This window comes from Cellulosimicrobium sp. E-16, assembly GCF_049913115.1.
GTDB lineage: Bacteria > Actinomycetota > Actinomycetes > Actinomycetales > Cellulomonadaceae > Cellulosimicrobium.
Window position 1 is genome coordinate 1838287 of sequence record NZ_CP183974.1, and the last position, 14788, is coordinate 1853074.

Genomic DNA, 14788 nt, shown 5'->3' on the forward strand with positions numbered 1-14788 from the left:
GACACCAGACTTCACCGAGGAGAACCCGTGAGCTTCAGCGCCGAGTCCCAGTACCTGTCCACCGCGCAGCGCCTCGCCGGCGCGGGCGCGCGCCCCGGCGGCATCGCGCTGCCGGGCGGCGCGCCGTCGGCCCGCTACGTGCTCCCGCAGTTCGAGGAGCGCACCGCGTACGGCTTCAAGCGCCAGGACCCCTACACCAAGCTGTTCGAGGACCGCATCATCTTCCTGGGCGTCCAGGTCGACGACGCGTCCGCCGACGACGTCATGGCCCAGCTCCTCGTGCTCGAGAGCCAGGACCCCGACCGCGACGTCATCCTCTACATCAACTCGCCGGGCGGGTCGTTCACCGCGATGACCGCGCTCTACGACACGATGCAGTACATCAAGCCGCAGATCCAGACGGTCTGCCTGGGCCAGGCGGCGTCCGCCGCTGCGGTGCTGCTCGCCGCCGGTCAGCCGGGCAAGCGCCTCGCGCTCCCGAACGCGCGCGTGCTCATCCACCAGCCCGCGATGGAGGGCGGCGGCTACGCGCAGGCGTCGGACATCGAGATCCACGCGAACGAGCTCATCCGCATGCGCGAGTGGCTCGAGGACACGCTCGCGCTGCACTCGGGCAAGTCGGTCGACCAGGTCCGCCAGGACATCGAGCGGGACAAGATCCTCACCGCCGAGCAGGCGAAGGAGTACGGACTCGTCGACCAGGTCCTCGAGAGCCGCAAGGCCGTCGCGGTCAACAAGCCCTGACGTGACCGCCCGACCAGCATGACCTCACGCCGCGCCGTCGTCCCCTGCCGGGGGACGACGGCGCGACACGTTGCGCCCCGTACGGGGAGCCCACCTGACAACGAGGGCCCCGTGGTGTGGAATGGGGAGCAGGACTCGCTCGGCCGTGCCCGGGCCCCGCGCCGTCGACCCCGACGGCAGGAGGCCTCGGCACCGGGACAAGGAGACGCGTAGTGGCTCGTATCTCAGACGGCGCCGACCTGCTGAAGTGCTCGTTCTGCGGCAAGTCGCAGAAGCAGGTCAAGAAGCTCATCGCGGGCCCCGGGGTGTACATCTGCGACGAGTGCATCGACCTGTGCAACGAGATCATCGAGGAGGAGCTCGCCGAGGCGACGGAGCTCGGCCTCACGGAGCTGCCCAAGCCCAAGGAGATCTTCGAGTTCCTCGAGCAGTACGTCATCGGCCAGGACCCCGCGAAGCGGGCCCTGGCCGTCGCCGTCTACAACCACTACAAGCGCGTCCAGGCGGGCGAGCAGTCCAAGCCGTCGAGCCCCGACGACCCGGACTACGTGGAGCTGGCGAAGTCGAACATTCTGCTGATCGGTCCGACGGGGACGGGTAAGACGTATCTGGCGCAGACGTTGGCGCGGATGTTGAACGTGCCGTTCGCGATCGCGGACGCGACGGCGCTCACCGAGGCGGGGTATGTCGGTGAGGACGTGGAGAACATCCTGTTGAAGCTGGTGCAGGCGGCGGACTTCGACGTGAAGAAGGCTGAGACGGGGATCATCTATATCGACGAGATCGACAAGGTGGCTCGCAAGGCGGAGAACCCGTCGATCACGCGTGACGTGTCGGGTGAGGGTGTGCAGCAGGCGTTGTTGAAGATCATCGAGGGCACGAGCGCGTCGGTGCCGCCGCAGGGTGGTCGGAAGCATCCGCATCAGGAGTTCATCCAGGTGGACACGTCGAACGTGTTGTTCATCGTGGCGGGGGCTTTTGCGGGGTTGGACGACATCGTGGCGGCGCGGGCGCGCAAGCGGGGTGTGGGTTTTGGTGCGCCGATCGAGACGGGTGCGGGGGAGGACCTGTTCGCGCAGGTGCGTCCGGAGGATCTGCACCGGTTCGGGTTGATCCCGGAGTTCATCGGGCGGTTGCCGGTGATCGCGTCGGTGTCGGCGTTGGACTCTGAGGCGTTGGTGCGGATCTTGACGCAGCCGAGGAATGCGTTGGTGAAGCAGTATCAGCGGATGTTCGCGATCGACGGGGTGGAGCTGGAGTTCACCTCCGGTGCGGTGGAGGCGGTCGCGGAGCAGGCGTTGTTGCGTGGGACGGGGGCGCGGGGGTTGCGGGCGATCATGGAGGAGGTGTTGCAGCAGGTGATGTTCGACGTGCCGTCGCGGGATGACGTGGAGCGGGTCGTGATCACGCGTGAGGTCGTGCTGGACAACGTGAACCCCACGATCGTGCCGCGCACCTCCACGGCGCGCAGCCGTACCCCGCGCGAGAAGTCCGCCTGACCCGCACCCGCCGAGGGAGAACCCGCGTCGGCCGAGGGAGAACCGTGGTCGGATTGCAGGCCCGCGTGGTCGGGTCCGCGGCGCGGGTGGCCTCGGTGCTCGGGGCTGCGGCGCCGTCGCCCTGGTCTGTCGGCCGTGGGTTCTAGGAGCGCGGCTCTGACGCCCCTTCGCATCCGAGCCCACCCCCACCGCTCGGCGGCGATCCGGCCGAGCGCGCGGCGCGAACCGACCCAGCACCGCGGGCGGTCGCCCGAGGCGGGAACCGACCGGGGTGAGACGACGTCGGGCGGGGTGGGTGGTGGTGCCGCGTCGTGGCGGGCCTGGCGGGAGCCGCGAGGAACGAGCGGCGGATGGTAGACGCGGCACCACCACCCACCCCGACCACCCACCCCGACCACCCAAGCCGACCACGCGCCGTCGGGCACAAGAACCAGCGTTCTACCTCGCGCAACCAGGGTTCTACCTCGGGCGACCAGGGCTTTGCGCTCGGTCAGGCGTCGGCGCCCACCTTGGCGCCGTAGAGGGTGTCGATCGTGTCGGCGAAGTCCTTGATGACGAGCCCGCGCTTCACCTTGAGCGACGGGGTGAGGTAGCCGTTCTGCTCGGTGAAGTCGGTCGTGAGCACGGTGATCTTGCGGATCGACTCGGCGCGGGAGACGGCCTCGTTGGCGTGCGCGACGGCGCGGTCGAGCGCGGCGAGGACGTCGGGGTCCTGCGCGGCGGTGTCGACGTCCATGGTCGGCAGGCCGTGCGTCGAGAGCCAGCCGGGCAGCATCTCGGCGTCGAGCGTGACGAGCGCGCCGATGAAGGGGCGCTGGTCGCCGACGACGACGACCTGGCTCACGAGCGGGTGGGCGCGCAGGCGGTCCTCGAGCACGGCGGGGGCGACGTTCTTGCCGCCGGCGGTGACGATGATCTCCTTCTTGCGGCCGGTGATGCGCAGGTAGCCGTCGTCGTCGAACGCGCCGAGGTCGCCGGTGCGGAACCAGCCGTCCTGGAGCGCCTCGGCGGTGAGCTCGGGCTGGTTGCGGTAGCCGCGGAAGACGTGGTCGCCCTTGACGAGCAGCTCGCCGTCCTCGTCGATGCGCAGCGACGTACCGGGGAACGCGGGCCCGACGGTGCCGATCTTGGTGAGGCCGGGCAGGTTCACGGCCGTGGGGGCGGTCGTCTCGGTGAGGCCGTAGCCCTCGAGGATGCGCAGCCCGACGCCCCGGTAGAAGTGCCCGAGCCGCTCGCCGAGGGGCGCGCCGCCGGAGATGGAGTACGTGAGCTGCCCGCCCATCGCGGCGCGCAGCGTCGAGTAGACGAGGCGGTCGGCGACGGCGTGCTGCACGCGCAGCCCGAACGACGGCCCGCCTGCGGTGTCGAGCGCGCGCGACCAGGTGATGGCGACCTTCGCGGCCCAGTGGAACACCTTGCGCTTGGCGCCGGTCCCGGTCTTCTGCTCGGCGGTGTTGTAGACCTTCTCGAACACGCGCGGGACGGCCAGCAGGAACGTCGGGTGGAACGTCCCGAGGTCGGCGACGAGGTTCTTCGTGTCCCACGAGTGCGCGAGCACGGCGTTCGACGCGACGACGACGACCTGGATGAAGCGCGCGAAGACGTGGGCGAGCGGGAGGAACAGCAGCGTGCGGGCGCCGTCGGAGTCGAGGATCTCGGCCAGCCCGGCCCGGCCGTTGAGCGCGAGGTGCACGAAGTTGCGGTGCGTGAGCTCGACACCCTTGGGCCGCCCGGTCGAGCCGGAGGTGTAGATGACCGTCGCGAGGTCGTCGACGCGTTGGGTGGCACGACGGCGGTCGATCTCCTCGGCGGGGACGTCGGCACCGGCGGCGCGCAGGGCGTCGACGGCGCCGTCCTCGACGACGAGCACGTCCTCCAGGTCGGGCAGGCGGTCGCGCACGGACGCGAGCTCGGCGGCGTGCGCCGCGGTCTCCACGACGGCGAGACGGACGGCGGCGTCGGAGCAGATCCAGTGCACCTGCTCGGCCGACGACGTCTCGTAGACCGGGACGGGGACGGCGCCCACGGCCCACGTGGCGAAGTCGAGGAGCGTCCACTCGTAGCGCGTGCGGGACATGATCGCGACGTGGTCGCCGGGCTCGATGCCGCGGGCCACGAGGCCGCGCGCCACGGCGACGACGTCGGCCTCGAACTCCTGCGCGGTGACGGGCTCCCACGGGCCGTCCGCGGTGGTCCGGCGCTCGACGAGCGTCGCGTGGGGACCGCGGGCGACGCGGTCGGTGAGGAGGGTGCTGATGGTCGCCGTGGGGGAGACCTCGACGAGGCTCGGCGACGCGTGTTCCGTCATGGGACTCTCCGCTGAGTGGGACGGCAGGTAGGGACGGCGTGACACTTTACTCCGTACTCCGAGTATCGCGTTCCTCGGGTCGCCGGGCGCGCCTAGGATCGGTGGGTGACGAACCAGCCCGGCCAGCCCGCCGTCCCCGCCGAGATCCTCACGCTGCGCGACAGCATCGACAACATCGACGCGGCGCTCATGCACCTGCTCGCCGAGCGGTTCAAGTTCACGCGCCGGGTCGGGGAGCTCAAGGCGCAGGGCGGGCTGCCCCCGGCCGACCCGGACCGGGACCGGCAGCAGATCGCGCGCCTGACGGGCATCGCCGGCGCCGCGGGCCTCGACCCGGAGTTCGCCGAGCAGTTCCGCGAGTTCATCGTCCGCGAGGTCATCCGCCACCACGAGCGGATCGCCGCCGACCACGCCGCCTCGGGCGAGGGCACGCCCGTCCTCGACACCTACTCCTGACGGCAGGCGCCCGTGACGGACCCGCCTGACGCGCGGTGGCGACCCCGGTCGATCTGACCGACCCTGGAGGGGTCCCAGGGTGGGCCCCGGCGTCGGCACGACCTGCGCGCCGGGCGGCCCGCCCGCCACGCCGACGGACGCTAGAGGTGTTCGCATGAAGATCGATTGGCTCAAGCCCCTCCTCGGCCACCCGGGCCCCTTCGCGACGGTGTACATCGACGCGACGCGGGCCCACGAGGCCGGGGACCGCGAGGTCGAGAACCGCTGGAAGGGCGTGCGGCGCACGCTGCGCCAGGAGGGCGCGCCCGACGCCGTCCTCGACGACCTCGAGGAGGTGGTGCTGCGGCCGACGCGGGTCGGGGGCACCCACGGGCGCGTGCTGATCGCCGACGACACGGGTGTGCTCGTGGACCGGGTCGTCAAGGACCCGCCGGCGCTCACGAAGGGGTCGTGGGGACCGGTCCCGGCACTGCTCCAGGCGGCGCGCGCGGCGGACGAGTCCGTCGACTACGTGCGCGTCGTCGTCGACCGCCAGGGCGCGGACCTCACGTGGTCCGTCGCGGGCGGACACCTGCCGTACGCCGAGCCCGAGTCGGTCGAGGGCGGCCACGACGTCATCAACAAGGTCCGTACCGGCGGGCTGTCGCACAAGCGCATCGAGTCTCGCGCGGAGGACTCGTGGGAGCGCAACGCCGAGGCGGTCGCGGCCGAGCTCGAGCGGCAGGCGGCGGAGTACCGCCCGGAGCTCGTCCTCCTCACCGGCGACGTGCGCGCAGTGCCCCTCGTCCGGGGCGCGCTCGGCCACGCCATCGCCGATCGCGTGGTCGAGGTCCCGGGCGGGGGTCGCGGACCGGGCATCAACGAGGCCGCGTTCGAGTCGAACGTCGCCGACGCGCTCGACAGCTTTCGCGAGCGGCGGCGCGAGAAGGTCCTCGCGGAGTTCCGCCAGGAGCAGGGCCGCGAGTCGGGCGCCGTGACGTCCGTCGAGGACGTCGTGGCGGTCCTCGCGCGCGGGCAGGTGAAGGAGCTCGTCCTGGCCGACGAGTACGGTCAGGACGCCGCCCTGGACGGCCGCTCGCTGTGGATCGGGCCCAGCCCGATGCACATCGCCGCGACCAAGGAGGAGATCCACGACCTGGGGGTCACCGACGGTCTGGAGAAGCTCCCCGCGACGGTCGCGCTCGTCCGTGCCGCGATCGGCCAGGACGCCGGCCTGACGTTCGCGCCCGAGGGCAGCGTCGAGCTCATCGAGGGCGTCGGCGCGACCCTGCGATGGGCCGACGAGGGCACGCCGCGCGAGGTCGCGGCGACGATGTCCGGCGACGACGCGCGGCTGCGCGGCGAGATCATCTGACGAGCCCGCACGCGACGACGCCCTCCCCGGCCGGAGCCGGGGAGGGCGTCGTGCTGAGACCGGGCGTCAGGCCTTCTTGCGGGCCTCGGGCTCGCCGAGCTCGGAGGAGACGACGACGATCCCGCCCTGGACGGCGGCGTCGCCCTGGCCCTCGGCCGCCGCGACGAGATCGAGCGTGCCGGTGACGCGACCGCCGTTGCGGACGTCGACGACCGACGCCTCGACGCCGGCGAGCGACGCCGCCGGGACCGCGACCTGAGCCGCGAGGATCGGGGTGCGCATCGAGACCTTCGCCTCGGACTTGACCTTGCGCAGCGCGGCGAGCGCGTGGCCCGCGGCGGTGAGCACGGCCGGGTCGGCATCGCCGGCCGCCGCGCGCGCGACGTCGGAGGTCGGCCACGGCGCGCGGTGGATCGAGCCCTCGGACGCGCGCCACCACGACCAGACCTCCTCGGTCGCGAACGGCACGAACGGCGCGAAGAGGCGCAGGAGCGTGTCGAGCGCGATCGCGAGCGCGACGCGCGCCGACCGGGTCTCGGGCGAGACGTCGGAGGCAGCGGCCCCGGCCCCGTACGCGCGGTCCTTGACGAGCTCGAGGTAGTCGTCGCAGAACGTCCAGAAGAACGTCTCCGTGGTCTCGAGCGCGCGGGTGTGGTCGTACGCCTCGAACGCCTCGGTCGCCTTCTCGACGACGGACGCGAGGCCCGCGAGCATCGCGCGGTCGAGCGTCTCGGTGACGAGCGCGGGGTCGAGGACGATCTCGCCCGTCCCGCTCTCGGCGTCCACGCCGAACGACAGCGCGAACTTCGACGCGTTGAGGATCTTGATCGCGAGGCGGCGGCCGATCTTCATCTGGCCGACCTCGAACGCCGCGTCCGTGCCCAGGCGGGCCGAGGCGGCCCAGTACCGCACCGCGTCGGAGCCGTGCTCCTCCAGCAGGCCCATGGGCGTGACGACGTTGCCCTTCGACTTCGACATCTTCTTGCGGTCGGGGTCGAGGATCCAGCCCGAGATCGCGGCGTTCTTCCACGGCAGCGAGCCGAACTCGAGGTGCGAGCGCACGACGGTCGAGAAGAGCCACGTGCGGATGATGTCCTGGCCCTGCGGGCGCAGGTCCATGGGGAACACGCGCTCGAACAGGTCGGGGTCGACCTCCCAGCCGCCCGCGATCTGCGGGGTCAGCGACGACGTCGCCCACGTGTCCATGATGTCGTTCTCGCCCACGAACCCGCCAGGCACCCCGCGCTGGTCCTCGGTGTACCCGGCGGGCACGTCGGACGACGGGTCGACCGGAAGCAGGTCCTCGGACGGGACGATCGGGTGGTCGTGGTCGACCTCGCCCGACTCGAGCACCGGGTACCACAGCGGGATCGCGACGCCGAAGAAGCGCTGGCGCGAGATGAGCCAGTCGCCGTTGAGGCCGCCGACCCAGTTCTCGTAGCGCACGCGCATGAAGTCGGGGTGGAACGCGAGCTCCTTGCCCCGGCCGAGCAGCTCGCCGCGCAGGTCGCGGACGGTGCCGTCCGCGGTGGTCCAGTCGCGGCCGCCGTTGCGGATGTACCACTGGCGCGAGGTGACGATCTCGAGGGGCTTGTCGCCCTTCTCGAAGAAGTTCGCCTTGCGCTGGGTCGCCACGGGCTCGCCGTCGAGGTCGCCCGCGTCCCGCAGGGCGTCGACGACGACCTGGCGCGCGGAGAACGTCGTCTTGCCCTCGATCTCGGCGAACACGCCCTGGCCGGAGTGCGACGTGATCCAGTCCGGGGTCTCGCGCGTGATGCGGCCGTCGCGCGTGATGATCGACCGGGTCGGGAGCTGGAGCTCGCGCCACCACTGCACGTCGGTGAGGTCGCCGAACGTGCAGCACATCGCGATGCCCGCGCCCTTGTCGCGCTCGGCGGCGGGGTGGGCGAGGACGGGCAGCTCGACGTCGAACAGCGGCGAGCGCACCGTCGTGCCGAACAGGTGCTGGTAGCGCTCGTCGTCCGGGTGCGCGACGAGCGCGACGCACGCGGCGAGCAGTTCGGGGCGCGTCGTCTCGATGTAGACGGGCGCGCCGTCGTCGGGCGTGCCCGGCGCGACGCGGTGGAACGCGACCTTGTGGAAGTGACCGGGGTAGTCGCGCGCCTCGAGCTCGGCCTGGGCGACCGCGGTCTGGAACGTCACGTCCCACAGCCCCGGCGCCTCGGCCTGGTACGCCTCGCCGCGGCCGAGGTTGCGCAGGAACGCGCGCTGCGCGGCCGTGCGCGACCGCGCGTCGATCGTCTGGTAGTGCTGCGCCCAGTCGACCGAGAGCCCGAGCCGGCGCCAGAGCGCCTCGAACTGCTTCTCGTCCTCGGCCGTGAGCCGCTCGCACAGCTCGATGAAGTTGCGTCGGCTGACCGGCACCTGGTCCGCGGCCTTGACCGACTTGCCCTCGCCGCCCTCGTGCGGGGGCTCGAAGCCCTCGACGTAGCCGAGCGTGGGGTCGCAGCGCACGCCGTAGTAGTTCTGCACGCGACGCTCGGTGGGCAGGCCGTTGTCGTCCCAGCCCATGGGGTAGAACACCTCGAGGCCGCGCATGCGCTGGAACCGCGCGACGACGTCCGTGTGCGTGTAGGAGAACACGTGGCCCACGTGCAGGGACCCGGAGACCGTCGGCGGCGGGGTGTCGATGGAGAAGACCTGCTCGCGGGTCCTGGAGCGATCGAACGCGTACGTCTTCTGCTCGGCCCAGCGGGCGTCGTAGGTCTCCTCGAGCCCGTCGAGGCTCACGCGGTCGGGTACTCCCGCGACCACCGCGCGGACGACGTCGCCGGCTACGCGGCCGGCGGAGGAGGTCGTTGCTGCAGTGGCATCGGCCGCGCCCGTCGGCGCGTTCGTCGGGAAGTCGCTCATGGTCGCCCATTCTCCCAGATCTCGGGGCCGCTCCCGACGGCGTCTCGCGTCCCGGCCGCCGTCGTCACCGGGTGCCGGGCGCGGCGGACGGACCGTCCGGCCCGTCCGCGCGGGACAGGCGCGCTGCCAGGTCGGTGGCGGTCCCCAGGAGGCGTTCCCAGACCGCGGGGTCGAGCAGGTCGAGCGCGCGCTCGCTGAACAGGAAGAGCCTGTCCCCGGACACCTCGGCGGCGAGCGGGAGGGGGCCGCGGACGAGCGTCTCGACGATCTCCGGGGTGAAGACGGCGCGAGCCGTGCCGGTCGCGGACCGCACGGGCCCGTAGGCCTGGTGGCGGTCGCCGAACGGGCCGTCGACGGGCAGCTCCCACACGCGCTCGACCCCCTGCGGCGCCCGGGCGCCCCGCACGCCCCGGGCGGGCATCGTCTCCACGACGACGCGGGGCAGGGTGCGGTCGAGGGGGACCATGGCGTAGGTGAACGCGAAGGGCTCACCGTCGCGGTAGCCGGCGCTGTAGGTGTAGGTCGCGACCTCCACGGTCCGCGGGCCCCGCGCACGGACGACGTTCCGGGCGACGCGGAGGATGCCGACGTCGAACGCCCCGCTGGGCCGTGCGGGCTCGTCGACCCGCGGCTCGACGTCGAACCCGTTCGCCGCGGCGAACCTGCTCAGCCGGTAGGCCTGGTCGTGCTCCCGGGCGGACGACCCCCGCACGCCTCGGACGACGAGAAGACCGAGCGCGACGGCGCCGGCCACCACGAGACCGACGGCGACCGGGAGGGCGACCCCGGCGGCGACGAGACCGACCACGACGAGGGCGAGGACGGCGCCGACGACGGCCGCCCCGACGGCGAGCAGGAGGGCGAGGAAGGTGGTTCCGAGCACCCGGGCGAGCACCGGGGACGTCACCGAGGACCTCGTGCGCGCTCGTTCCGCGCGTGCCCCGCGACGGAGCTCCCGGTGGTGCGCGCGCACTGCCGCGCGGTCCACGGGCTCCACGAGGGCTCGCGTGTCGAGGGTCGCGCCGGGCGGGGGAGAGGTGCTCACCGGCGAGAGGCTATCGGGGGTCGGTGCGGCGCGCGGGACGCGTGCCCGACCCGTGGAAGAGCCCAAGACGGGTCCAAGGTCCCTGGGGGTGATTGGTCATCGACTCGTAACCTGCACGCAAAGACACGGGTGCTCGTGGGCGCACCTCGATCTCGTCCCTCGCGCCGACCACCGGGAGCAGCCATGACCCTCACGACCACCGACCGCGCGTCCACGACCGGGGCGCTGCCGCCCGGCGTCGTCGTCCCGCCGGCGCTCGAGGCCGCGCTCGCGGCGTGCCCGGACCTCGTCGTGCCGTCCTCGCGCGACGAGCTGTACCGCCTCGCGCTCGGACCCGAGGGCGGTCCGCGGTTCGTCGTCGAGTACGACGCCGGCGGCACGCTCGTGCCCGAGGCGGAGGTCGTGCGGTGCCGGAACGGGATCGCCGTGAACTACCCCGAGGACTACATGCGCCGGCGCGACCCGGACTGCATGCGCATCGCCGACGACCTTCCGACCGACAAGCCGCGCTACCGCGACGTCTTCGGGGCCGGGTTCGGGCCGGTCAAGGACGAGACGCTCGCGTGGCTCGGGACCCAGGAGCTCGTCGTCGTGCCGTTCCGCGCCGGCGGGCGGACCCACGGCTACCCGTCGCTCGCCGTCTGCCCCGTCAACGCGGCGTTCTTCGCCCTCGCGCTCGTCGACCTCCAGGGCTGGACCACGTTCGACGAGCTCGGGCCGTTCGAGCCGCGCTCGATCCTCTACGTCGCCCCGCCGTTCCGCCACACCCGCTTCGACGGGCGCCAGGTCGTCGTGCACGACCGCTCCGAGACGCTGCACGAGGTGTTCGCCTACAACCTCTACCCCGGACCGAGCGCGAAGAAGGGCGTGTTCTCGGTGCTGCTCGACGTGGGCGAGCGCGAGGGCTGGGTCACGGCGCACGCGTCGTCGGTCCGTGTCACCACGCCGTACGAGAACGAGACCGTCGTCATGCACGAGGGTGCGTCGGGCGGCGGCAAGTCCGAGATGTGCCAGGAGATCCGTCGTCAGGAGGACGGGCGGATCCTGCTCGGCACGAACGTCGTGACCGACGAGCCGTACGTCATCACGCTGGGGGAGACGAGCGCGCTCGACCCGGTCACCGACGACATGACGCTGTGCCACGCCGGGCTCCAGACGGGCGACGGGCGCCTCGTCGTCACGGACGCGGAGGAGGGCTGGTTCGTGCGCGTCGACAACCTGACCGGCTACGGCCAGGACGCCCACCTGGAGCGCGCGTGCATCCACCCCGACGTCCCGCTCGTCTTCTTCAACATCGACGGCGTCCCCGACGCCACCGTGCTGCCCTGGGAGCACTCGCTCGACTCCGACGGCCGGCGGTGCCCCAACCCGCGGGTCGTCGTGCCCCGCCACCTGCTCACCGACGTCGCGGGGCCGGCGGCGGTCGACGTCCGGACCTTCGGCGCCCGCATGCCGGCCTGCACCCGGGACCACCCGACCTACGGGATCATGGGCATGACCCACGTCGTCCCCGCCTCGCTCGCGTGGATCTGGCGGCTCGTCGCGCCGCGCGGCGACAAGAACCCCTCGATCGGCGAGTCGCGGTCGGCGACCGAGGCCCTGGCGCACGGCGGCATGGTCGCGGAGGGCGTCGGGTCGTACTGGCCGTTCGCGACCGGGACCAAGGTCGCGGCGGCGAACCTCCTGCTGCGCCAGCTCGTGGAGACGGACCGGACCCGGTACGTCCTGACGCCCAACCAGCACATCGGTGCGTACAAGGTCGACTTCGCCGCCGAGTGGCTGACCCGCGAGTACCTCGCCCGGCGCGGGGGTGGGCGCCTGCGCCCCGAGGAGCTCACCCCGGCCCGCTGCCCGCTGTTCGGGTACACGCTCACGGAGATGAAGATCGACGGCCAGCTCGTCCGACCCACGTTCCTGCGGCCCGAGCTCCAGTCCCAGGTCGGCCTGGAGGCCTACGACGCCGGGGCGCGGATCATCACCGACTTCTTCGCCAGCGAGCTCCGGCAGTTCCTCACCGACGACCTCGACCCGTTGGGTCGGCAGATCATCGAGGTCTGCCTGCGGAACGGCTCCGTCGAGGAGTACGCGGCGCTGACCCCCGTCTACGTCTAGGGCGCACGGCCGGGACCGCCGTGGCGGGCGGCCCCGGCCCGATCCTGGCGAGACCTCGCCCGGCGCGTACTAGGGTCGGAGCATGGGTCTGACGATCGGCTATGCCGCCATGCTGGAGCAGTTCCACCCGACCGAGGCCGTCGCGCTCTCGGCCTACGCGGAGGAGCACGGCTTCTCCGGCACGATGGCGGCCGACCACTTCCAGCCGTGGGTCCCGGCGCAGGGCGAGTCGTCCTTCGTGTGGAACGTGCTCACCGCGCTCGGCGAGCGCACGCGCGGTGACCTCGGGCCGGGCGTCACCGCGCCGACGTTCCGCTGGCACCCCGCGATGGTCGCGCAGGCCTCGGCCACGCTCGCCGCGATGTACCCCGGCCGGCACTGGCTCGGGCTGGGCTCGGGCGAGGCGCTCAACGAGCACGTCGTCGCGGGCTACTGGCCCGAGGCACCCGAGCGCATCAACCGCATGTTCGAGGCGATCGACGTCATCAAGAAGCTGTTCCAGTCGGGGCTCGACAACAAGGACGTCAAGCACTCCGGGCAGTTCTACAAGATGGAGTCCACGCGCCTGTGGACCATGCCCGAGGTCGCGCCCGAGATCCTCGTCGCCACGGCCGGCCCGGTGACGGCCAAGCGCGCCGGGCGGCACGCGGACGGCCTCATCACGGTCGGCGCACCGCTGGAGAAGATCTCCATGCTGTTCGGCAAGTTCGACGACGGCGTCCGCGAGTCCGGCCGCGACCCGCAGGCGATGCCCAAGGTGCTCCAGCTCCACCTGTCCTGGGCCGCGACGGACGAGGAGGCGCTCGCGAACGCGATGACCGAGTGGCCCAACGGCGGCATGAAGTTCCCCAAGGCCGACATCCGCTCGCCCCACGACTTCGAGCAGATGGCCAAGCTCGTGCGCCCCGAGGACTTCGAGGGCCGCATGGTGATCTCGGCCGACCCCGACGAGCACCGCACGTACATCCAGAAGTTCGTCGATCTCGGCTTCGACCGGATCTACCTCCACAACGTGGGCCGCAACCAGCGGGAGTGGATCGAGGTCTTCGGGCGCGAGGTCCTGCCGAAGCTGGCGCGATGACCTCCGGCGGCGCGGGCGCGATCGTGGCCGACGGCGGCGCGCGCTCGGGCGACGACGCGCGCCTGTCCGTGTGGGCGCCGTCGGGCCTGGGCGAGGTGCGTCCGGGCGACGACCTCGCCGCGCTCGTCGGCGACCTGCTCGCCGCGGCCGCGCCGGGCGACGCGCTCGCGGAGGGCGACGTCGTCGTGGTGACGAGCAAGGTCATGTCCAAGGCGGAGGGCCGCGTCGTCGCCGCCGCCGACCGCGAGCAGGCGATCACGGACGAGACGGTGCGCGTCGTCGCGACGCGCGAGCGCCCGGGCCAGCCTCCGTTGCGCATCGTCGAGAACCACCTCGGCCTCGTCATGGCCGCGGCCGGGGTCGACGCCTCCAACACCCCCGACGGGACGGTCCTGCTGCTCCCGCTCGACCCGGACGCCTCGGCCCGGGCGCTGCGGACCGCGCTGCGCGACCGGTTCGGGCTCGCCCACCTCGGCGTCGTCGTCACGGACACCGCGGGTCGCGCGTGGCGCGACGGGCTCGTCGACGTCGCGATCGGCGCCGCAGGGATCGTCGTCGCCGAGGACCTGCGCGGCGGCGTGGACGCGCACGGCCGGCCCCTCTCCGTGACCGTCACCGCCGTCGCCGACGAGGTGGCCTCCGCGAGCGAGCTGGTGCGCGGCAAGACGGCGGGGAGGCCCGTCGCCGTCGTGCGAGGGCTCGGCCGGTACGTGGGCGACGACGACGGCCCGGGGGCACGTTCGCTCGTGCGGCCCTCGGTCGACGACCTCTTCCGGGAGGGGAGCGCCGAGGCCTACGACCGCGGCTACCGCGACGGGTTCGGCGAGGGCTTCCGCGAGGGGTCGGGGGACGAGCAGGTCCCCGTCGACTGAGCGGGCGTGCGCGGCAATCCCGTGGCTCGCGGGGCGGCGGGCGGCTAGCCTGCCGGGATGCTGCCCGCCGAGTGGATCCCGCACCGCCGCCCCGACGACCGCGAGCACGTGGGCTGGATCCGTCCCGACGGTGACGCGTGGGTCGCCGTCTCGCTCCTCGGGCGCGAGCTGACCGGACCGGTGGACTGGCTGGAGGCCGAGGAGGCGCTCGACGGCGTCAGCCTCGCATGGCTGGCCGACGTGTGGATGCTCGAGCAGGCGGACGCGCCGCCGTTGCGCGTCCGGCTCGTGGAGGTCACGCCGGACGGCGTGGTCGTGCAGACCGACGACTTCGGCGCGATCGACGTCCCCGTGGAGCGCTACGACCTCCCGTGGCCGCCTCCGCCCACGCTGCGGCCGCGCCGACCGGGCGACCCGGACGGTCGCGTGCTGTCGCGCTGACC

At 72.6% G+C, this 14788-nt stretch carries 11 protein-coding genes; 8 read left to right on the plus strand and 3 right to left on the minus strand.

Annotated features, from left to right (window positions below):
- The first annotated feature begins 27 nt into the window (after window positions 1-27).
- Together ACN9MS_RS08045 and clpX are read left to right on the plus strand one after the other, a co-directional pair.
- A complete protein-coding gene (locus ACN9MS_RS08045) occupies window positions 28-744 on the plus strand; it encodes an ATP-dependent Clp protease proteolytic subunit (RefSeq protein WP_389280343.1) in 717 nt (238 codons plus the stop codon).
- A gap of 212 nt (window positions 745-956) precedes the next feature.
- On the plus strand, window positions 957-2243 hold the full coding sequence (clpX, locus tag ACN9MS_RS08050) for an ATP-dependent Clp protease ATP-binding subunit ClpX (protein WP_426311448.1): 1287 nt from the start codon (window positions 957-959) through the stop codon (window positions 2241-2243).
- Window positions 2244-2733: 490 nt separating this feature from the next.
- Here clpX and ACN9MS_RS08055 read toward each other — a convergent pair whose 3' ends face one another.
- A complete protein-coding gene (locus tag ACN9MS_RS08055) occupies window positions 2734-4551 on the minus strand; it encodes an AMP-dependent synthetase/ligase (protein ID WP_426311449.1) in 1818 nt (605 codons plus the stop codon).
- 105 nt (window positions 4552-4656) lie between these two features.
- Here ACN9MS_RS08055 and ACN9MS_RS08060 point away from each other — a divergent pair, with 105 nt between their 5' ends.
- Both ACN9MS_RS08060 and ACN9MS_RS08065 read left to right on the plus strand, forming a co-directional pair.
- Entirely contained in the window at window positions 4657-5007 is a 351-nt protein-coding gene (locus ACN9MS_RS08060) for a chorismate mutase (RefSeq protein ID WP_426311450.1), read from the plus strand.
- 154 nt (window positions 5008-5161) lie between these two features.
- Complete coding sequence (locus tag ACN9MS_RS08065) at window positions 5162-6361, plus strand: Vms1/Ankzf1 family peptidyl-tRNA hydrolase (RefSeq protein ID WP_426311451.1); 1200 nt, start codon at window positions 5162-5164, stop codon at window positions 6359-6361.
- Between the two features lie 66 nt (window positions 6362-6427).
- Here ACN9MS_RS08065 and valS read toward each other — a convergent pair whose 3' ends face one another.
- Both valS and ACN9MS_RS08075 read right to left on the minus strand, forming a co-directional pair.
- Window positions 6428-9235, minus strand: coding sequence for a valine--tRNA ligase (valS, locus tag ACN9MS_RS08070; protein ID WP_426311452.1), 2808 nt, complete (start codon window positions 9233-9235; stop codon window positions 6428-6430).
- Between the two features lie 64 nt (window positions 9236-9299).
- On the minus strand, window positions 9300-10280 hold the full coding sequence (locus ACN9MS_RS08075; RefSeq protein ID WP_426311453.1) for a hypothetical protein: 981 nt from the start codon (window positions 10278-10280) through the stop codon (window positions 9300-9302).
- A gap of 183 nt (window positions 10281-10463) precedes the next feature.
- Between ACN9MS_RS08075 and ACN9MS_RS08080 the strand changes: the two genes are divergently transcribed.
- The 4 genes from ACN9MS_RS08080 (at window position 10464) to ACN9MS_RS08095 (ending at window position 14786) form a co-directional block, all read left to right on the plus strand.
- On the plus strand, window positions 10464-12392 hold the full coding sequence (locus ACN9MS_RS08080) for a DUF4914 family protein (RefSeq protein ID WP_426311454.1): 1929 nt from the start codon (window positions 10464-10466) through the stop codon (window positions 12390-12392).
- Window positions 12393-12474: 82 nt separating this feature from the next.
- The gene (locus ACN9MS_RS08085) at window positions 12475-13473 is read left to right on the plus strand and encodes a TIGR03557 family F420-dependent LLM class oxidoreductase (RefSeq protein ID WP_400557144.1); all 999 of its coding nucleotides are present in this window, start codon (window positions 12475-12477) and stop codon (window positions 13471-13473) included.
- A complete protein-coding gene (gene cofE, locus ACN9MS_RS08090; protein ID WP_426311455.1) occupies window positions 13470-14345 on the plus strand; it encodes a coenzyme F420-0:L-glutamate ligase in 876 nt (291 codons plus the stop codon). The genes ACN9MS_RS08085 and cofE overlap by 4 nt, the downstream gene beginning before the upstream one ends.
- A gap of 57 nt (window positions 14346-14402) precedes the next feature.
- On the plus strand, window positions 14403-14786 hold the full coding sequence (locus ACN9MS_RS08095; RefSeq protein WP_426311456.1) for a hypothetical protein: 384 nt from the start codon (window positions 14403-14405) through the stop codon (window positions 14784-14786).
- The last annotated feature ends 2 nt before the right edge of the window (window positions 14787-14788 follow it).